General features: G+C 62.5%; 16 protein-coding genes. 12 read left to right on the top strand and 4 right to left on the bottom strand.

Annotation, left to right across the window (positions count from 1 at the left end; genetic code table 11):
• The first annotated feature begins 124 nt into the window (after window positions 1-124).
• The 5 genes from OHL18_RS10720 (at window position 125) to dgt (ending at window position 10,156) form a co-directional block, all read left to right on the top strand.
• On the top strand, window positions 125-1,060 hold the full coding sequence (locus tag OHL18_RS10720; RefSeq protein WP_263374851.1) for a dihydroorotate dehydrogenase: 936 nt from the start codon (window positions 125-127) through the stop codon (window positions 1,058-1,060).
• 201 nt (window positions 1,061-1,261) lie between these two features.
• Window positions 1,262-4,732, top strand: coding sequence for a glycosyl hydrolase 2 galactose-binding domain-containing protein (locus OHL18_RS10725; RefSeq protein WP_263374852.1), 3,471 nt, complete (start codon window positions 1,262-1,264; stop codon window positions 4,730-4,732).
• A gap of 101 nt (window positions 4,733-4,833) precedes the next feature.
• Window positions 4,834-6,471 carry a bifunctional phosphoribosylaminoimidazolecarboxamide formyltransferase/IMP cyclohydrolase gene (gene purH, locus OHL18_RS10730; RefSeq protein ID WP_263374853.1) on the top strand — a complete coding sequence of 546 codons (1,638 nt, stop codon included), beginning with the start codon at window positions 4,834-4,836 and terminating at the stop codon, window positions 6,469-6,471.
• Between the two features lie 331 nt (window positions 6,472-6,802).
• The gene (locus OHL18_RS10735; RefSeq protein WP_263374854.1) at window positions 6,803-8,905 is read left to right on the top strand and encodes a tetratricopeptide repeat protein; all 2,103 of its coding nucleotides are present in this window, start codon (window positions 6,803-6,805) and stop codon (window positions 8,903-8,905) included.
• A gap of 102 nt (window positions 8,906-9,007) precedes the next feature.
• The gene (dgt, locus tag OHL18_RS10740) at window positions 9,008-10,156 is read left to right on the top strand and encodes a dGTP triphosphohydrolase (RefSeq protein ID WP_263374855.1); all 1,149 of its coding nucleotides are present in this window, start codon (window positions 9,008-9,010) and stop codon (window positions 10,154-10,156) included.
• A gap of 136 nt (window positions 10,157-10,292) precedes the next feature.
• Here dgt and hpxZ read toward each other — a convergent pair whose 3' ends face one another.
• The 3 genes from hpxZ to OHL18_RS10755 form a co-directional block, all read right to left on the bottom strand.
• On the bottom strand, window positions 10,293-10,676 hold the full coding sequence (gene hpxZ / locus OHL18_RS10745) for an oxalurate catabolism protein HpxZ (RefSeq protein ID WP_263374856.1): 384 nt from the start codon (window positions 10,674-10,676) through the stop codon (window positions 10,293-10,295).
• A gap of 139 nt (window positions 10,677-10,815) precedes the next feature.
• Window positions 10,816-11,787 (bottom strand): acetamidase/formamidase family protein, encoded by a 972-nt coding sequence (locus OHL18_RS10750; protein WP_263374857.1) that lies wholly within the window; start codon window positions 11,785-11,787, stop codon window positions 10,816-10,818.
• A gap of 57 nt (window positions 11,788-11,844) precedes the next feature.
• Window positions 11,845-12,321, bottom strand: a complete 477-nt coding sequence (locus OHL18_RS10755) for a RidA family protein (protein WP_263374858.1) — start codon at window positions 12,319-12,321, stop codon at window positions 11,845-11,847.
• Window positions 12,322-12,361: 40 nt separating this feature from the next.
• Between OHL18_RS10755 and OHL18_RS10760 the strand changes: the two genes are divergently transcribed.
• Genes OHL18_RS10760 through OHL18_RS10770 form a run of 3 tightly spaced genes read left to right on the top strand, consistent with a single transcriptional unit; the run spans window position 12,362 to window position 15,117 of the window.
• Window positions 12,362-13,270 (top strand): c-type cytochrome, encoded by a 909-nt coding sequence (locus OHL18_RS10760; protein WP_263374859.1) that lies wholly within the window; start codon window positions 12,362-12,364, stop codon window positions 13,268-13,270.
• Window positions 13,271-13,319: 49 nt separating this feature from the next.
• Window positions 13,320-13,814 carry a DUF2165 family protein gene (locus OHL18_RS10765; protein WP_263374860.1) on the top strand — a complete coding sequence of 165 codons (495 nt, stop codon included), beginning with the start codon at window positions 13,320-13,322 and terminating at the stop codon, window positions 13,812-13,814.
• Window positions 13,807-15,117, top strand: coding sequence for an amidase (locus tag OHL18_RS10770; protein WP_263374861.1), 1,311 nt, complete (start codon window positions 13,807-13,809; stop codon window positions 15,115-15,117). Before OHL18_RS10765 ends, OHL18_RS10770 begins: the two co-directional genes overlap by 8 nt.
• A gap of 4 nt (window positions 15,118-15,121) precedes the next feature.
• On the opposite strand, the gene OHL18_RS10775 is transcribed toward OHL18_RS10770, so the two are convergent.
• On the bottom strand, window positions 15,122-15,493 hold the full coding sequence (locus OHL18_RS10775; protein WP_263374862.1) for a hypothetical protein: 372 nt from the start codon (window positions 15,491-15,493) through the stop codon (window positions 15,122-15,124).
• Between the two features lie 118 nt (window positions 15,494-15,611).
• Between OHL18_RS10775 and OHL18_RS10780 the strand changes: the two genes are divergently transcribed.
• The 4 genes from OHL18_RS10780 (at window position 15,612) to OHL18_RS10795 (ending at window position 19,476) form a co-directional block, all read left to right on the top strand.
• Window positions 15,612-16,607: an ABC transporter substrate-binding protein gene (locus OHL18_RS10780; RefSeq protein WP_263374863.1), complete on the top strand. Its 996-nt coding sequence runs from the start codon at window positions 15,612-15,614 to the stop codon at window positions 16,605-16,607.
• Between the two features lie 86 nt (window positions 16,608-16,693).
• On the top strand, window positions 16,694-17,242 hold the full coding sequence (locus OHL18_RS10785) for a nucleoside deaminase (RefSeq protein WP_396274334.1): 549 nt from the start codon (window positions 16,694-16,696) through the stop codon (window positions 17,240-17,242).
• Window positions 17,239-18,603 carry an FAD-binding oxidoreductase gene (locus tag OHL18_RS10790; protein WP_263374865.1) on the top strand — a complete coding sequence of 455 codons (1,365 nt, stop codon included), beginning with the start codon at window positions 17,239-17,241 and terminating at the stop codon, window positions 18,601-18,603. Before OHL18_RS10785 ends, OHL18_RS10790 begins: the two co-directional genes overlap by 4 nt.
• A gap of 84 nt (window positions 18,604-18,687) precedes the next feature.
• Window positions 18,688-19,476, top strand: a complete 789-nt coding sequence (locus OHL18_RS10795) for a creatininase family protein (protein WP_263374866.1) — start codon at window positions 18,688-18,690, stop codon at window positions 19,474-19,476.
• Window positions 19,477-19,635: the final 159 nt, after the last annotated feature.

A 19,635-nucleotide genomic window follows, 5' to 3' on the forward strand; every position in this document is an offset into this window, starting at 1 on the left:
TTCATCGCGAATGAGTGGGTCTCGGCACTCCGGCCTCTTTTTTTTCTTCGACTCTCCGTTTGTCATCCTTCGCCGAAGGCGGAGGATCTGCTTTCCTCTCCCGCCACAAAGCTACAATCGTTCCATGTCCCCCAAGCCCCCCAGAGGCCCCGACATGCGGGTCGCCCTCGCCGGCGTCGAGCTCGCCAACCCCGTCATCGCCGCCAGCGGCACCTTCGGCTACGGTGTCGAGTTCGAAGAGATCGTCTCGCTCGCCCGCATCGGAGCCTTCGTCACTAAGGGCCTCTCGCGCGAGGCCATGCCCGGCAACCCCACCCCTCGCATCGTCGAGACCGCCGCGGGCATGATGAACGCCATCGGCCTCCAGAACATGGGCGTCCGCGCCTTCGTCGAACAGAAGATGCCCCGCCTCCGTAAGATCCCCGGAGCCGTCGTCATCGCCAACGTCTTCGGCTTCCGCATCGAGGACTGCATCGAGGTCATCCGAGTCCTAAACGACACCCCGGACATCGCCCTCTACGAGCTCAATGCCAGCTGCCCCAACACCAGCCACGGCGGCATGGTCTTCGGCACCGACCGCGACCTCCTCCTCGAACTCACCTCGCGGTGCAAGTACATCGCGACCCGGCCCATCATGGTGAAGCTCTCACCCAACGTCACCAGCATCGCCACCATGGCCCGCGCCGCGCAGGATGGCGGTGCCGACGCCATCTCCCTCGTCAACACCTTCCTCTCGCTTTCCATCGACATCGAGACCCGCCGCTCCCGCATCGCCAACTTTACCGCCGGCCTCTCCGGCCCCGCGATCAAACCCATCGCCCTCCGCATGGTCTACGAGGCGTCGCAGGCGGTCAGCATTCCGGTTGTAGGACTCGGCGGTATCGTCCGCGCCGAAGACGCCGTGGAGTTCTTACTGGCTGGAGCCACAGCCGTCCAGGTAGGCACCGCCAGCTACGCCGACCCCCGTGCCGTCGAAAACATCGCCAACAACCTCCGCCGCTGGTGCGGCGAAAACAACGTCACCCGAGTAGCCGAGCTGACGGGCGGTCTGCTCATCTAGCTCATTTTGTTATCCCTTTTGTTTTGTCATTCCCGAAGGGAATCTGCTTCTTTCTTTGTCGCTACTATCGTCCATTTCAGCCGTGACATGCCAGCACTCTCATCCCTTCAGCAACACTCGCTATACTGAAGCTCCGTGAATCCACACAATCAAAGAAACCAAGCAGGTCCTTCAATCCATAGGAGGTGGTCAGGGACTCGTGTGGCAGCGTTGCTGTCTCTTGCAGCCGCTCTATCTTCAGCGGCCGCAGCCGCGCAACAGCCGGAGCCAATTGTCGTTCCCACGCTGCATCTCACTCAGCCCTCGTCGCCGTCGCACTTTGGGCCTTACAACGCACACATCCTCGCGGGCGGCCGAGGCCTGACAAAGTCTCTGCCCGCAAGCGACCCGATCCTAGACGCCCGAACCCCCTGGACACTCTCCGCCTGGGTCGAACTCTCGCCCAACTCTGCCTCGACCTTCTTGATCGCGGGAGCCGGAGATCCAACAGCCAAGAGTCTTCGCTTCTTCGCACTGGTCGATGGAAAGCCAGTCTTCAAGCTCGGCGACGCCAAACCGCTGGCCAACGCCGCACCCTTCGCTATCAACGGCTGGCACTTCCTCACAGCTACCTCCGATGGAACAATGGCCCGCTTCTACATCGACGGAGTGGAGGCCGCACACAGCGCCTTACCCAACACCCCAATAGCTCCCCAACTCGAAATCGCCCCGGTCCAGCGAGCCTGCGCCAAACTGCCATGCCCGCACTTCGGCGGTCGCATCGCCGCCTTAACCCTGGCGCGCGGAGCCGCATCGGCGGGAACCATCGCGGCCCTCGCCCGCGACACACCTGACCCTGACCTGATCACCTTCGAAGAAGGCTCAAAGCCCTGGCCCCTGCAGGTCGTCCAGTTCGCTGGCAACACCGCCCCGCAGGAACCCTGGACAATGCCGCAGCGCAACGCTCCCTTCAGCAAACCGGTCGCCCAGCCGCTGCCGCCCGCCGAAACGACGCTAGCCGAAGACTCTCCCGGCGAGTGGAAACTCACCGGCGGATGGAGACTCATCGAAGCCCCCGCCGTCTCCGCTTCTCCCGAAGCCCTCTCCACCCCCGGCTTCGACGCGACCGCCTGGATGCCCGCCACCGTCCCCGGCACCGTCCTCACCACCATGATCGACCGAGGGCGCTATCCCGACCCCGACTTCGGCCTCAACAACCTCGCCATCCCCGAAAAACTCAACCGCCAGGACTACTGGTACCGCGCGGAGTTCCCCACGCCCGCCACCAACGGCCAGCCGAACCTCTCGCTGCGTCTCGACGGCATCAACTACCGCGCCGAGATCTGGCTCAACGGCCAGCGACTCGGCCACATCGCCGGAGCCTTCACCCGCGGCACCTTTGACGTAACCCGCCTCCTGCATCCCCACGTAACGAACGCCCTCGCCATCCACATCTTCCCCGTCCCCCATCCCGGCATTCCCAACGTTCAGTCCATCGCGCTCGGCTCTGGCCTCAATGGCGGAGCCATGGAGCTCGACGGCCCCACCTTTCTCGCCTCCGAAGGCTGGGACTGGAACCCTCCCATGCACGACCGCGACACTGGACTCTGGCAGGATGTTCATTTGGTCGCCACGGGCCCCGTCGCCATCGGTGACCAGCAGGTCATCACCCACCTCGCCCTTCCCGATACCACCAAGGCCGACGTGACGCTCAACGTCCCCCTGACCAACGCCTCCGCGAGCTCCGTAACCGGCATCCTCACCCTCGCCTTCGAAGGCGTACAGATTCACAAACAGATCACCGTGCCACCCGCCGGCACCACAATCCAACTCGCACCCTCCGAGTTCACCGCCCTCCATCTCGACCATCCCCGCCTCTGGTGGCCCAACGGCTACGGCTCCCCCGAGCTCTACCACCTCACCACCACCTTCGCCGCCGACGACTCGGCACCCGCAGTCAAGAATCTCCGCTTCGGCGTCCGCGAGATCACCTACGAACTCAGCCTCCTCGACAACCACGGCGAACTCCGGCGCGTTGACTACAATCCAACGGTCGGTCGTCTGGAAACAACCCCGCAAGTCGATGTCACCCACGAAGCCATGCGGCAGGTCCCCGGCGGATGGGCCGCCTCCATCGCCGCCGGCCAGGACACCTCGCCCGTCTTCCATCCCGTCGACGACACCCGCGCCACCCCCTTCCTCACCATCAAGGTCAACGGAGTCCGCATCGCCATGCGCGGCGGAAGCTGGGGCATGGACGACTCCCGTAAGCGCGTCTCCCGCGAGCACCTCGAACCCTTCTTCCGCTTCGACCGCGATGCCAACCTCAACACCATCCGCAACTGGCAGGGCCAGAACACGGAAAAGGTCTTCTTCGACCTCGCCGACGAGTACGGCATGCTCGTCTGGAATGACTTCTGGGAGGTCACCACCGACTCCAACGCCGAAGCCGAAGACCCGCAACTCTTCCTTGCCAATGCAAAGGACACGATCCTTCGCTACCGCAACCATCCCTCCATCGCCATCTGGTGCGGCCGTAACGAGGGCGTTCCGCAGCCCATCATCAATCAGGGGCTGATCGCTCTCACCCACTCGCTCGACGGCACACGCTACTACTCGCCCTCCTCGAACGAGGTGAACCTGCTGCCCAGCGGCCCCTACTCCTACGAAGAACCTGCCGATTACTACACCAAACTCGACCGCGGCTTCGCCGTCGAGGTCGGCACCTCATCCCTGCCAACGCTGGAATGGTTTTACCGATGGCTCCCCAAAGAAGACCGCTGGCCTGTCTCCGACGACTGGGCCTACCACAACTGGCATCCCAACGACGCATTTCGCGACCACCGCGAGGCGCAGTTCGGCAAGGCAACCAGCCTCGAAGAGTATGAACGTCAGGCGCAGATGATGAACTACGTCGACTACCGCGCCATCTTCGAAGGATTCAACGCCCATCTCTGGTCGCCCAACACTGGCCGCCTCCTCTGGATGACCCAACCCTCATGGCCCAGTATGTTGTGGGGCATCCTTAGCTCCGACTACGCCACCCAGGCCTCCTACTACGCCACAAAAAAGGCCTGCGAACCGCTCCACGTCCAGCTCGATCTCGCGACTAACGATGTCCAGGTCATCAACACCACCCGCGAAGCTCTTCAGAACGCAAAGGTGGACGCAGATATCTACGCGCTCGACGGCAAGCTGCTCCTCCACCGTGACGCGACGCTCGACGCGCCAGCGAACGATGTGGAGCAGGCGCTGCACCTCGATCTGGCCCCGCTGCTAGGCAACACCACCGTCCTTGTGCATCTTGCCTTGCACCGCCCAGATCGCACTCTGCTGTCACAGAATCTTTACTGGCGTGCGGCATCGGACACTGGCTACCGTGCCCTCAATTCGCTTGCCGCATCCGCTCTGACCCTTACGGCTGTAGAAACTTCCGCGCCTTCAGGCCGCTCGATCAAAGTCCATCTGAAGAACACAAGCGCAGTCGCAGCCCTTAGCTCAAAGCTCACAACCTTCTACGACGACGGCTCCGAGGTACTTCCCGCCTTCTACAGCGACAACTACATCTCGCTACTTCCGGGCGAGGAGCGTACCGTCACCATCGACCTTCCCCGAGCCGACAAGAAACAGGCCATCCGGGTAAAGCTGCGCGGCTGGAACGTGACTCCCGCGTCCGCCGAACTTCCCAACTAGCCAGGTAAAGCCGGGGCCCCAGGTCTCGCTTCTCAGACTTGGGAGACCACAAATCCATCCCGTTGCCCCTTCGCTCCGCCTCCAGCGCTAAACTAATCCACGTGAACATTGAATGCATCTCTACCACCGCTCCTGAGATCTCTGGCGACCTCCGCCCCATCCGTCGCGCCCTCCTCTCCGTCACCGACAAGACCGGCCTCATCGAATTCGCCACCACCCTCTCCACCTTCGGCGTCGACCTCGTCTCCACCGGCGGCACCGCCCGCGCCCTCCGCGACGCTGGCCTTCCCGTCCGCGACATCAGCGACCTCACCGGCTTTCCCGAGATGCTCGACGGCCGCGTCAAGACCCTCCACCCCAAGGTCCACGGTGGCATCCTCCACATCCGCCACAACGCCGCCCACCTCGCCTCCGTCGCCGAGCACGCCATCGAGCCTATCGACATGGTCGTCGTCAACCTCTACGCCTTCGAAAAGACCGCGCAGAAGCCGAACGCCGCCTTCTCCGACATCATCGAGAACATCGACATCGGCGGCCCGTCCATGGTCCGCTCTGCCGCCAAGAACTTCGAAGACGTAGCCGTCGTCACCGCAGTCGCCGACTACGCCGCCCTCACCGCTGAGCTCATCGAGCATCACGGCAGCCTCACCCGCGCTACCCGCTGGCGGCTCGCCAAGCAGGCCTTTGCCACCACCGCCGCCTACGACGCTGGCATCGCATCGACGCTCGAAACCATCATCGAACCCGCCGCCGAAGGCGAGCCCGCGAAGTTCGACCACGCGACTCTCCCCACAACCGTCCGCATCATCGAGCCTCTCGCTTACACCCTCCGCTACGGCGAGAATCCACACCAGAAGGCCGCTCTCTACACCGACGGCAGCGGCAAAGGCGTCGCCTCAGGCAAGCAACTCCAGGGCAAAGAACTCAGCTACAACAATATCGTCGACCTCGACGCCTGCTGGGAGCTAGTCAGCGAGTTTGAAGGCTCGGCCGACGCCGCCGTCGCTATCATCAAGCACACCAACCCCTGCGGCGCGGCCACCGGCGCGACCGTCCTCGAGGCCTACAACCGCGCCCTCGAAGCCGACCCCATCTCCGCCTTCGGTGGCGTCATCGGCATTAACCGCGAGGTAGACGAAGCCGCCGCCGAGGAGATCGCCAAGCTCTTCGTCGAAGCCATCGTCGCCCCCAGCTTCACCGAGGGCGCACTCGCCCGCTTCGCCGCCAAGAAGAACCTCCGCCTCGTTGCCATCACCTCAGCCCACACTCCGCGCATCCTCAAGCAGGTCTCCGGTGGCCTTCTCATCCAGGACGCCGACCGCCATCGCGTCACCGAGGCCGACCTGAAGACCGTGACCAGCCGCCCGCCCACGCCCGAAGAGATGCGCGCCCTGCTCTTCTCCTGGAGCGTCTGCAAGCACGTAAAGTCGAACGCCATCGTCTACGCCCGCTTCAACGCCGGGCACGGCCAGACCGTCGGTATCGGCGCCGGCCAGATGAGCCGCGTCGACGCCGCGAAGTTCGGCGCGATGAAGGCCGCTCTCCCGCTAGCCGGAACCGTCGCAGCCTCGGATGCCTTCTTCCCATTCCCCGACGGCCTCGAAGTCGTAGCCAACGCCGGCGCAACCGCCATCATCCAGCCCGGCGGCTCCGTACGCGACGCCGAAGTCATCGCCGCCGCCGACAAGCTCGGCATCGCCATGGTCTTCACCGGCATCCGCCACTTCCGCCACGGCTGACCCTGACGACCCTCTGTGCCCCACTCATCGCAGTCTTGTTGCGATGAGTGGGACCAGGCACAACCTCACCCTTGTCATCCTTCGACGAAGTCGGAGGATCTGCTTTTGTCTTTGCGGTTGCCCTTCAATCCCTTCATCCCGCCCAGAATCCCAACTTTCCCACCCTACCGTCTATAATTCTCCCCATTACATCCGCGTGAACACCGCGCGCAGATCCCGGCATCCGACTCACGAACCCAAACGTCTAACCTTGTAGCACTGGTTCCACTGCATCACTCGTTCCACCGAACTCCCATGAGCTTCTAACCCGTCGGCACCGGATAAAACACATATGACCTTTCGACCCTCGAACGCCGTTCTGATCTCCTGCCGCCGCTTCCTTCCCACTCTCGCTCTCTGCGTTGCGACCCTTTCGCTTCCCGCTCAAACCCTGAAGCATCATAGCGATACGCCCGAAGCCGCTCCAAAATCCGCTGCGCCTGCGGTGGATCACGGCGCAAGCTACTACCACTACGGCCTCGCCCATCTCTACGAAGATATGGCGGTCAACGCCGGTCGCCCCGACTACGCCACCCAGGCCGTCGAAGAGTACAAACTCGCCCTGAACGCCGATCCCGACTCGCCGATGCTCCAGAACGGCCTCGCCGACCTCTACTTCAAAATCGGGCGCATCCGGGAAGCCGTCACCGCCGCGAAAGACCAGATCTCCCGCAATCCGAACGACATTGAAGCCCACAAGCTCCTCGGCAAGGTCTACCTGCGCTCCCTCGGCGACGCCCAGAATCAGCAATCAGCCGAGATGCTCCAGCTTGCACTCACCGAGTACGAAACCCTCGCCAAGCTCGATCCCAACGACGTCGAGAACCACCTGCTCCTCGGCCAGCTCTACGGCCTCAACCACGACTCCGCAAAGGCCGAAGCCCAGTTCAAGCTCGCCGAAAAGATCGACCCCAACTCCGAGGAGAGCGTCCTCAACCTCGCCCGCCTCTACAGCGTCCAGGGCGACTTCCAGCGCACCATCGAAGTTCTCAAGTCTGTCCCGCCAGAAGACCGCACACCCCGCATGGAACTCGCCCTCGGCGGCAGCTACGACCAGGTCAAGGACTACGGAAACGCCGCGGCAGCCTACAAACGCGCCCTTGACCTCGATCCCGGTAACGTCGATAGCACACGCGGCTACGCCAACGCCCTTTTGAACGACGGCAAGCTTGACGAAGCCCTCGCCCAATTCAAGGCTGTGCTCGCCATCGAATCCACCGATGCCCAGTCGCAGATCCGTATCGCCGACATCCAGCGTCGGCAGGGCCACTACGAAGAAGCCCTCGCAACATTGCAGAAGGCCAAGACTCTCACCAAGGATAACCAGGAGCTCAGCTACAACGAGGCCCTGATCGACGACTCCCTCGGTCGCTACGACGACGCCGTCGCCGTCCTCACCGGCCTCGTCGACTCCGGCACCCAGCCCGACGGCAAGTACTCTGACGGCGACAAGTCCAACCGCGCCATCTTCCTCGATCGCCTCGGCATCATCTACCGCGAACAGAACAAGACCGCTCAGGCCGTCGATGCCTACAAGCAGATGATCGCACTCGGTGGCGATTACGTCTCCCGCGGCTACCAGGGTGAGGTCGACGCCTATCGCGATGTGCATCAATGGAACGAGGCCACTTCAGTCGCTGCTGAAGCTGCCAAGGCTCTGCCGAAAGACCGCCAGGTCCAGCTCATGTACGCCGGTCAGCTAACCGACTCCGGCAAGGTGGACGAAGGCCTAGCCCTCGCCAAGGCCCAACTCCAGGGCACCTCTGACGACCGCGACGTCCAGCTCTCCCTCGCCCAGATCTATCTGCGCCTCAAGCGCTACTCCGATGCAACCGCCGAGATCGACAAGGCCGAAACCACCTCAAAGACTCCCGGCGAAAAGCTCTACATCCACTTCCTCCGTGGAACAGTTGCCGACCGCCAGAAGAACTACGACGAAGCTGAGTCCGAGTTCCACAAGGCCCTCGCCATCGATCCCCAGAACGCGACGGTCCTAAACTATATCGGCTACATGAACGCCGACCGCGGCGTAAAGCTGAACGAAGCCCTCGCCCAGATCAAGAAGGCGGTCGACCTCGACCCGCAGAACTATGCCTTCCTCGACTCGCTCGGTTGGGTCTACTTCAAGCTCGGCCAGTACACCGAAGCTTCGCAGAACCTCCAGAAGGCCGTCGAGCGCAGTAGCACCGACCCCACCGTCCACGACCACCTCGGCCAGGTCTACGAGAAGACCGGCAAGCTCAAACTGGCCGTCACCCAGTGGGAGCGCTCCATGACGGAGTACGCGCACTCCCTGCCCGCAGACGCCGACCCCGCTGACATCGCCAAGGTTCAGCATCATCTCGACGCGGCCAGAATCAAGCTGGCCAAAGTAAACACCCCAGCCAAGCAATAGCACTCGACGGCGAATTTGCGACAACTCTGTGCCCCATTCATCGCAGCCGTATCGCGATGAGTGGGCCTCGCCGCAATCGCCCCTTGCAATACACTGCTGTCAGTGACTGAGAACGACACCCCTCATCTTCCGTCCGTCCGTGGCGACGCCGATGACCCGCTCTGCACGCGCGTCTACCCGGCCCCCGCGCGTCCGCACCGCACCCCTTTCCAGCGCGACCGCGACCGCGTCGTCCAGGCCCGCGCCTTCCGCCGCCTGGCAGGCAAAACGCAAGTCTTCACCAGCCGCGCCAGTGACCACTTCCGCAGCCGCCTCACTCACACCATCGAAGTCGTACAAATCGCCCGCGACGTCGCAGCCGCCCTCGGATTGAACGAAGACCTCGCCGAGACCCTCGCCCTCGTCCACGACATCGGCCACCCGCCCTTCGGCCATGCCGGCGAGCGCGCCCTCGACAAGTGCCTGCAGCAGCACGGCCTCCGCTTCGACCACAACCTCCACGCTCTGCGCATCTGCGAACACTTCGAGCAGCGCTACGCCGCCCACCGCGGCCTCAACCTCACCCTCGGCGTCCGCGAAGGCATCATCAAGCACTCCCGCGACTACAAGCCACACGAGCACCCGCTCCTTGAGCCCTACATGCTCGGCGAGCGCCCACCGCTCGAAGCCCAGCTCATCGACCTCGCCGACGAGATCGCCTACCTCACCGCCGACCTGGACGACGGCGTAGAATCCGGCCTCCTCGAGATCGACCACATCTGCGACCACGTCAACATCCTCAGCCGCTGCTACAAGCACGTCGCTGCCCAGCACGCTGGCGTCGAGCAGAAGTACCTCTTCAACGAAGCCCTGCAACTGATGCAGCACGCCCTCACCGACGACCTCATCGCCACCACCCGCCGCAACGCAGAAGCCATCGGCGCGAAGTCCCTCGAAGACATTCGCAACCACCCCCGCCGCCTCGCCGTCTTCTCAGAGCAAGCCGAGTCCGAACGCCTACAGGAGAAGCGCTACCTCTACGACACGCTCTACACCTGCGACGCCCTCGAAAACGAACACAACAAGGCCGAAGAGGTTGTCACCGCTCTCTTCAACTTCTGGATCGAAAACCCCGAGGAACTCCCGCAGGGCTACTTTGATGAGTCCGAAGCCGAAGGCGTCCCCCGCATCGTCGCCGACTATATCGCCGGCATGACGGATCAGTACATCCTGCTCCAGTTCGCCGCCATCCGCCGAGCCATCCGCCGCTAACCTTCGTGTTTGTCCTTCCCGAAGGCGTGTTTGTCATTCCCGAAAGGATCTGCGTTTGCTTTTGAGGCTACGGCCACCCATGCCCGGGTGCCCCATCCATGCGCAGCCTCATCGCGCATGGGTGGGACGTAAACTGCTACGGCAGCAACGAAACATGCGCCGCCACAATCCTCCATCCCTCGTCGAACCTCACCCAGACCTGACTCTGTCGCCCACGAATCACCCGGCCATCCCCGGCAACCCGCTCAAACTCTAAAGTAATGCTTCCATAGTCGCTTCCAAATGCAACCACATGAAGCCGCTTCACCGTTCGCGCCAACCCCGCCGACGGCCGGCTCTTACGAAACGCCTCCAGCTCTTCGAAGCCGTAGAGATTCTCCGTCACCCCAAACCGCATCACCTCCGGCGAATGCCAGAACATCGCCGTCAGCGTCTCCACATCGTTCGAGACCAACGCTACTTCATACTTCGGATAAAGCGCAGTCAGCTCCGCCACAACCGCCGGATCATTTACCACCATCGTTTCGTTCTCCTCGACCCAACTAAAACCTTGTTATCCTGAGCGAAGCCATTCGCGGCTTCATCGCAAATGGTGCACGCGAAGGACCTGCTTCTGGGGCCACCAGGCGCAAAGATCGGACCTTTCAGCCACGAATCTCCTAAAACAGCCTCCGCCCAGGCAAGATACTCTTCCCAATCGAAGCCGCGACCGTCACCATCGGACGATTCACCACCTGCGCCAGCCTCAGATCCATCGCCACGCTGCACAGTAGATACGCGTGCAGTTCCGAGAGCCCCCAGCGGTCGGCCAACAGATCAATCATCCGCGAAGTCGCCGTCTTCGCCGCTCCCAGCGCATCCGGAGAGGACTCCACCACCGTCCACCGTCCCAACGGGTCAGCCGCAACAAAGGGAGCATCCACCACGGGCCCCGCCAACGCTCTCTCCTTGTGCAGCGCAAACCGCAGCGTCACATCCGCCGGACACTCGATCCCGTTGATGCAGACCTCACCGTCGCCCTGCGCCGCATGGGCGTCCCCGCAGGAGAAGAGCGCACCCCCATTGAATACCGGCAAATAAAGCGTCGACGCCGTCACCAGGTCCCGCACATCCATGTTCCCGCCAAACGCCCCCGGAGGCCGCGTCTTGAACACCCCCGCCTCACCTGGAGCCACACCCATCACCCCACAAAACGGTCGCAGCGGCAACACAGCCGGAGCCAGCGACCGCGAGACCTCCCCATCCAAGTCCCAGTGAAACAGACTCGGCTCAGTAAATCGCTCATCCAGGAAACCAAGCCCGGCAATCGTGCTCGTCCATCCCCACCCCTTGTGCCTGACCTCCAGCACTTCTACTTCGAGCACATCCCCCGCAGCCGCGCCCTTCACGTACACCGGGCCGGTAAGAGCATGGATCCTGTCCCGCTCGATTCCGAGAAAATCCTCAACAGTAGAGCTCGGCTTCACCTGCCCACCGCTCGCGTCCAGGCACTCAAAGTGAACTGTATCGCCAGCCTCAATCTCGAGCCTCGGCTCCAGTTCCTTGTTCCAAACCGAATGGGTCGGCTCCGCCGCTAACTCAAACTCCGCCATCCATCCCCCAGCCTCATATTGATTTGTCTTCCGGAGCAAGGGACGTGCACTTTCATCGCGCGTCCCGCAGTCGAAGGGCCTGCCTTTCGCCTGTCCCTAAAAAATCTCAACCACCATTTGCACCTCCACCATCGCATTTCTCGGCAAAGCGCTAACCCCCACAGCAGCCCTTACATGCCGCCCAGCATCACCAAATATCTCCACCAGCAGGTCCGAAAATCCATTTACCACCTTCGGCGAATCCGCAAATCCCTCCGGTGCGTTGACATACCCATTCACGCTCACCGCGCTCTTCACCGCATCCAGAGACCCAAGGTGTCTCTTCAACACCGCGAGCTGCGTCAACCCGCAAAGTCTGGCCGCCCGATACCCCGCATCAACATCCGAAACCTGCCCCGTCACAACTCCGTGTTCATCCGATGAAATCACTCCCGCCAGGTAAACCAGCGTTCCTACCGTCTTCGCAGAGAGATAATTTCCGCCAGGAGCGGGCAGTTCCGGCAGTACGATACCCGCTGCGGCCAGCCTTGTCTCTGCGCTTGACGTCTCTTCCAGGCTCTTAATCTGTGTCATAGCCCCGTACTCTATCACGCTCAAATTGGAAACATCGTAGGTGCTTGGGCATCATCCGCGATACGCTGCTTTCATGCTTCGGCGGGTCTCCCTTATCCTCGCTCTCTCTCTTGCTCTGCAAATAGCCGGACAGCAGGCCAGACGGCCTGCACCGGCAACGCATCGTCACTCCCCGTCCGACCTTGAAGTCATCACACTCGACCCCACCGGTCGTCAGAAGCCAAGCATCTTCCTCTCCCGCGCCTATCTCTCGAGCCTCCCTCAGACCACGACCAGGATCCACGCGGACGAAGATTTTCCGGAACTCCCCACCTCTGGCACACGCATCAGCGGAGTCGATCTCGAAACCCTCATTCACGCCATCGATCCCTCGAACCCCAATCTTGCCGCGGTCGCCATCTGCCGTGATGAATATATCTCCCCGTTTCCGTCTCAAACCATCGGACAACATCACCCGATCCTCGCCCTCACGATGGACGACCTCTCCCCCCACGCCTGGGCCGTCAAACACCACACCTACGATCCCAGCCCTTACTTCGTCACGTACCAGAACTTTGTTCCGGCCTTTCACATCCTGGCTCACCAGGACCGCGCGCAACACCCTGCCGAGATCGTTGGCCTAAAGCTCCTCCCTACCTCCTTGCTCGTTGCCGCCATCACTCCACCCGGTGCAGATCAGCTTCCTCCCGGCTCGCCCATCCTCGACGGATTCCAAATCGCCCAACAGAATTGCTTCCGCTGTCACAACTCCGGTGAGACCGGCGGCAAGAAGGCCCATCGCACTTGGCAGCAACTCGGCGAAGTCGCGAAGTCGCGACCGGAGTTCTTCGCCGACTGGGTCCACAATCCCCAATCCATTGATCCGAAATCAAAGATGCCGCCCAATCTGAAGTATGATCAAGCCACACTCAAAGCCCTGACTCGTTACTTTCAGACCTTCGCTCCGTAGAGATTTCCAAGAGCGCGCCCCGAAAAGTAACCAGCTCTCAAGGAGATCGATGGCGGTCCGTCTCTCGAAGTGCATCCTCGTCCTTGGTGTCGCCTTCTTCTGTTCGCTCGTCGTCTTCAACAACCTTACCGACTACGACTCGAACTTCCAGTTCGTCCGCCACGTCCTCCAGATGGACACTACCTTCCCCGGCAATCGTGGCATGTGGCGAGCCATCAACTCCCCCGCCTTTCATCACGTCGCCTACGACTTCGTGATCTTATGGGAGTCCATCACCGCCGCCATCGCATGGTTGGGAGGCATCATTCTGCTCCGCGCCGTGAAGCGACCCGCCGCTACCTTCAACGCCGCAAAGTCCCCCGCGGTCGCGGCCCTTACCCTCGGCATGGTCCTCTGGTTCGTCGGCTTCATCGCCGTCGGCGGCGAGTGGTACCTCATGTGGCAATCCAAAGTATGGAACGGCCAAGACCCAGCCTTTCGCCTCGTTGTAATCCTCGGCGTCACCCTTCTCTACGTCACCTCTCCGGATCAAGACCATGCCTGAAACAACACCTCCCCTCGCTGCCATGAGCGCGTTCCTCCGCTCCGGAGAGTTCGACCCCGTGACCGTGATGGTCGAAGCCCAGAAGAACGCCGACGTCCGCCCCGGCAACGGCAACACCTACCTCCAGCGCGACTCCTCCCTCGCGATCCGCGAGGCGCTCGCCCTGCCTGCAAAGTTCCCCGATGAAGCCTCGCGCCTTCCGCTCTACGGCATCCCCGTCTCGCTCAAAGACTGCTTCGACCTCACCGGCACCGTCACCACCTGCGGTTCAAAGTTCTACGCCGCCCAGAACCCTCCCGCCACCGCCAACTCCTGGATCGCCGACCGCCTCCTGGCCGCAGGTGCCCTCATCACCGGCAAGACCCACCTTCACCCTCTCGCCTACGGCATCACCGGTGAAAACCCCGAGTACGGCGACTGCCTCCAGCCCCGCGACACCACGCTCCTCACCGGCGGCTCATCATCCGGCGCCGTAGCCAGCATCCAGGAAGGCTCCGCCCTCTTCGCCATCGGCACGGACACCGGTGGCTCCGTCCGTGTGCCCGCCGCTTTGGGCGGCCTCGCAGGATACCGTGCCTCCCTTGGCCTCTTCCCCGAAGAAGTCTGCTGGCGCGGCGGAGCCCACCTCGCACCTTCCTTCGACACCCTCGGCCTCCTCTTCCGCGATCTCCGCGACGCCCCCGCCTTCGGCCACACCGTCTTCGGCATCGAGCCAGTCCCCGCACCCTTCGCCCCCCGCATCGGCATCCCCGACGAAGCCTTCCTCCACGACTGCGACCCCGATGTCCTCGCCGCCTACAATGCCTGGCAGCACCGTCTCCGGCAGTACGGCGCGACGCTCGCCACCTTCGACACAGCAGCCTGGGCCGACTGCAAAGAGATCTTCACCTCCATCCAGGCCAGCGAAGCCGCCGCCATCCATCGCGGCCACTTCGCTGAGTTCGAGGCATCCATCGCCGAGCGCCTCGCCTGGGGCGAATCCATCACCCCCGACCAACTCGCCGCCCTCCACGTCCGCCTCGAAGCCTTCCGCGCCACCATCGCCGAACTCTTCACCCGCTTCGACTTCCTCATGCTCCCCTGCGCTCCCGTCAGCCGCCTCGTCGTCGGCGAAGACCAGAGCGGGGCCCGCGCCCGCATCCTCCGCTACACGTGCCCCATCAGCATGGCCGGCCTGCCGACGGTCACCCTCCCCGGGGAAGTCCTCGCGACCAAACCCGACGAACACTTCGGCACCGGCATGCAACTCTGCGCCCCGCGCCTCAAAGATGCCCAACTACTCGCCCTGGCTGCCTCGTTGTAGCCGTTCACTCGGACAACTTGCCCAGTAACGCCAGAAGTCCAACCCGCAATCTCTCCGTCGCAGCCATCCGCCACCATAAATCCGGACAATGCTGAGGATCGATCAGCGACCGGCATACCTCCAGATTCGGATGCCACTCGAATAAATCCTTCGCAAGCCTTCTCTTCGCGGACGTCAACTCAGCAGGGGTGCGAGCAGACAGGCGCGTTGCAGAACTGCCATAGCCGGCCACTGTAGCAAAGTAATCATCCAGCTCCGGGATCAAGTCTCCATCTGGCAATCCAACTCGATCGGCCAGCCAGCGGCAGTCGTTGTAAGGAAAAGGTCCACCGAGAGCATCGCGATAAATCGCTTCGAACTCTTCCGCAAGATTCAAACAATCCACCATTTGTTCGGGACGGCGTGAAATCCGTCACCCACCATATTTTCACGCTTACCGCACCACTGCTATGCTGCAATCACACCGAAAAACACTTCAGGAGACCCCACCCAAGATGCGGAAGGTTCCATCCTCACTCATCCTGCTCTGCACCGGAGTTCTCCTCCTCCTCACGTCCTGCAAGAAACCAGCCCCCGCCAACGGTCTCTTCCCCGTCACTCTCCAGACCGACTGGTACCCGCAGCCCGAGCACGGCGGCTTCTACACCGCGCTCCTCAAGGGCTATTACAAGCAGGAAGGCCTCGACGTCACCATCAATCCCGGTGGCCCCGCCGTCTTCGGCGATCAACTCGTAGCCAGCGGCAACGCCACCTTTGGCATGAGTTCCTCCGACAAGGTGCTGGTGTCTGTCTCCAAAGGCCTGCCCCTGGTCGCTGTCGCCGCCACCATGCAGCGCGACCCGCAGTGCGTCATGGTCCACGCCGAATCACCCGTCCAGACCTTCGCCGACCTCAACGGCCACTCCATCGCCGTCCAACCCGGCTCCATCTGGTTCCAGTATCTCGTCAAGAAGTACCACCTCGACAACGCCCGCGAGATCCCCGCCACGCTCTCCGTCGCCAACTTCCTCTCCGACCCGAACTACATCCAGCAGTGCTTCGTCACCTCCGAGCCGTACTTCGCCGAAAAGGCCGGTGCCAAAGTCCGCACCCTCCTCATCGGCGACTCCGGCTACGAACCTTACCGCGTCTACGAGACCTCCGAGAGCTTCCTCCACGACCATCCCGACATCGTCGCAAAGTTCGTCCGAGCCTCCACCCGCGGCTGGCGTGACTACCTCGCCGACCCCACCCTGGCCAACGCCGAGATATCCAAGCTCAACCCCGCCATGAGCCCCGGCCAGATGGCCTTCAGCTACCAGGCGCTCAAAGACCAGCACTTCCTGACGGGCGACGGCCCCAGCGATCCTAAGCTGGTCTCCGGCGACATGCTCGGCAAGTTCACCACGCAACGCTGGGCGACACTTTACAGCCAGCTCGTCGACCTCAAAGTCATCACCGCCCCTATCGAACCCGCGAAAGCCTACACCCTGCAATTCCTGCCCCAATAGCCCGTCAGTCTGAGCGAAGCGAAGAATCCCCGCATCTCGCTCGCGCCCACAAACGCCGTTTCCATAGATACACCGACCGAGACAATATGCCGCCAGAACCAACCGACGAATCCTTCATGGCCGAAGTCATACACTTCACCATAAAGTCCATGAAAACGACCACGCCAGTCCCGTTCGGCGCTCTCATCGTCGACACCGCCACCGGCAAGCCCCTGATGAAGGCCTTGAACGCGGTCGCCGCCGAGAACGACCCCAGCTCCCACGCCGAGCTCCGAACCGTCCGCAAAGCCTGCAAGAAGCTCGCGAAGCAGGGCAAAGGCCGCTCACTCAAGGGCTACACCATGTACTCCACCTGCGAGCCCTGCGCGATGTGCATGGCGAACATCCTCTGGTCCGGCCTCGACCGCGTCGTCTACGCCGCGACTATCGAAGACGCCAACCGCCACTGCAACCAGATCCACATCCCCGCCCGCGAGGTCTCCACACGCAGCGACATGCCCTGCATCGTTGACGGCCCGCTGCTCCGCGACGAAGCCTATGCCCTGTTCACCCACCCCAACATGCTCAAAGTCTTCGAGAGCTGGAAGTCCGGAAGCCGTACATTGAAGAAGCAGGCAAAGAAAGGCAAAGCATGACCGACTCACAGATCGCCGCCCTGACCGCCTGCCTCTCCGACCCCGCGCGCCTCATCACCAACGCCCAAACTGTCCAGCGACTCTCCCGCGACTTCTACTGGTACTCCCCCATCCTCAAGAAGCAGCTCGAAGACAAGACAGCCGACGTAGCCATCCAGCCCACGTCTGTCGAAGAAATAAGAAGCATCCTGACCTACTGCCACCAGCAAGAGATCCCTGTCACCGCACGAGGCGCAGGCACCGGCAACTACGGCCAGGCCATCCCGCTTGAGCGCGGAGTCGTCCTCGATCTCATCAAGATGGACGCCATCGAAGCCATCACCCCCGACGGCGTAGCCATCTGCCAACCCGGAGTCCGCCTCGGCGTCCTCGAAGCCGCTGCCCGCGAGCAGGGTTTCGAACTCCGCTGCTATCCCAGCACCGTCGTCAAAGCCTCCGTCGGCGGCTTCCTCGGCGGAGGCTCCGGTGGCATCGGCTCCATCGCCCACGGCGGCCTGCGTGACTTCCAGACCGTCCGCGCCATCGAAGTCGTCACCATGGAAGCCACCCCGCGCGTCGTCCTCCACGAAGGCACTGCCGTCCACGACGTCATGCACTCCTGGGGCACCAACGGCATCATCACCCGCATCTGGCTCGCGCTCACCCCAGCCGTCGAATGGGCCCAGTGCGTCGTCGCCTTCCCTACCTTTGACGAAGCCTTCACCTTCAGCGAACAGATCGCCGTCTCCGAAGCCTGGATCAAGCGCCTCATCACCACCTTCGAGTGGCCCATTCCATCCTGCTTCACCCCGATCGCCCAGGTCACACGCGAAGGCAAATCCCTGATCTTCTTCATGATCGCGGCCGCCCAGTTAGAAGCCCTGCAAGCCGCCGCCATCGAAGCCGGTGGCGAGATCACGCTCGCCGCGCCGTACACCGGCCTCCGCACCCTGCCGCTGCTCTCCGACTACACCTGGAACCACACCACCCTCTGGGCCATCAAGCAGGACGACACCTTCACCTACCTCCAGTGCGGCTTCAACCCCGGCACCGTCCGCGACCAGTTCGCGCAGCTCAAAGCAAAGTTCGGCGACGAGATCCTCTTCCACATCGAGTGGATGAAGAACGGCACTGGCACCATCATCCCCGGCTCCATCCCGCTCGTGCGCTACACCACCGAAGGCCGCCTCAACGAGATGATCGACTTCTGCCGCAGCATCGGCGTCGGCGTAGCCAACCCTCACGTCAATAACGTCGAAGGCGGCGGTCGCTACCGCGAAGACAACGTCCAGCTCCAGACCAAGTACAAGTACGACCCCAAAGGCCTCCTAAACCCCGGCAAGATGACGACGTTCATCGCCAAGGAAGTTATCCCTATCTGATCGCACGAGCATTCTGGGTGCGCCATCCATGCGGTCTTATCGCATGGGTGGGATCGAACAAGTTCAACTCAGCAAGGAAAACAAATGCAAACCTGGATCCCCGACTCCCGCCAATTCGCCTATCTCAACTGGAAACAAGTCGACGCCCTCGACCGCGACAAAACTTTATTAGTCCTCCCCACAGCCGCCATTGAGCAGCACGGCCACCACCTCCCGCTCGCCACCGACACCCTCATCAACAACGTCCTCCTCGGCAAAACTCTGTCGCAGCTCCCAGCAGACGCCCCCGTCTACGCCCTGCCTCCCGTCTGTTACGGTAAGAGCAACGAACACATTGGCTTCCCCGGCACGATGGCGATCTCCGCGCAGACCTACATGGCCGTCCTCCGCGACCTCGGCGCCAGCCTCCACGCCGCCGGCTTCAAGAAGCTCGTCCTCTACAACTCGCATGGCGGCAATACCGCGCTCAACGACGTCATGGCCCGTGACCTCCGCGCCGAGTTCGGCCTGCGCACCTTCCAGATGGGAGCCTCCGGCGGCGCAAAGTTCCCCGAAATAAGCGAGCAGGAACGCGCCTACGGCTTCCACGCCGGCGAGTACGAGACCTCCGTGCTCCTCGCCGCCACACCCGCGCTCGTCGACACCACCGCCTACACCGTCAACTACATCGCGGACATCACAAAGCCCGAACTGCTCAAACCAGAGTTCGCCCCCGCCACCTTCGCCTGGCTCACTCGCGACATCGCACCCTCCGGCGTCATGGGCGACCCCAACCCCTCCACCGCTGAAAAGGGTGAGCGCTGGATCGAAGCCGCCGCCACCGCCGCCGCAGCCTGCCTCGAAGCCATGCTCGCCTACGAGAACCCCCACTAAAGATTCGTCATCTCGACCGGAGCATCGCAGCCGTATCGCGATGCGCAGTGGAGAGACCCCCGCATTTCGCTCTGCCTTTGCCGTTGCATAGTCTTTCTTTGTCATTCCCGAAGGGAATCTGCTTTTGTCTCTTCCGTTCCAATGAGCGACCCCTGAGAG

The sequence above is a fragment of the Granulicella aggregans genome (assembly GCF_025685565.1).
GTDB lineage: Bacteria > Acidobacteriota > Terriglobia > Terriglobales > Acidobacteriaceae > Edaphobacter > Edaphobacter aggregans_B.

Coding starts and splice junctions, on each gene's coding strand:
- OHL18_RS10735 (WP_263374854.1), top strand. CDS start 6,803: ATGACCTTTCGACCCTCGAACGCCGTTCTGATCTCCTGCCGCCGCTTC.
- OHL18_RS10755 (WP_263374858.1), bottom strand. CDS start 12,321: ATGACACAGATTAAGAGCCTGGAAGAGACGTCAAGCGCAGAGACAAGG.
- OHL18_RS10795 (WP_263374866.1), top strand. CDS start 18,688: ATGCAAACCTGGATCCCCGACTCCCGCCAATTCGCCTATCTCAACTGG.
- OHL18_RS10790 (WP_263374865.1), top strand. CDS start 17,239: ATGACCGACTCACAGATCGCCGCCCTGACCGCCTGCCTCTCCGACCCC.
- OHL18_RS10720 (WP_263374851.1), top strand. CDS start 125: ATGTCCCCCAAGCCCCCCAGAGGCCCCGACATGCGGGTCGCCCTCGCC.
- OHL18_RS10785 (WP_396274334.1), top strand. CDS start 16,694: ATGCCGCCAGAACCAACCGACGAATCCTTCATGGCCGAAGTCATACAC.
- OHL18_RS10765 (WP_263374860.1), top strand. CDS start 13,320: ATGGCGGTCCGTCTCTCGAAGTGCATCCTCGTCCTTGGTGTCGCCTTC.
- hpxZ (WP_263374856.1), bottom strand. CDS start 10,676: ATGGTGGTAAATGATCCGGCGGTTGTGGCGGAGCTGACTGCGCTTTAT.
- OHL18_RS10770 (WP_263374861.1), top strand. CDS start 13,807: ATGCCTGAAACAACACCTCCCCTCGCTGCCATGAGCGCGTTCCTCCGC.
- OHL18_RS10780 (WP_263374863.1), top strand. CDS start 15,612: ATGCGGAAGGTTCCATCCTCACTCATCCTGCTCTGCACCGGAGTTCTC.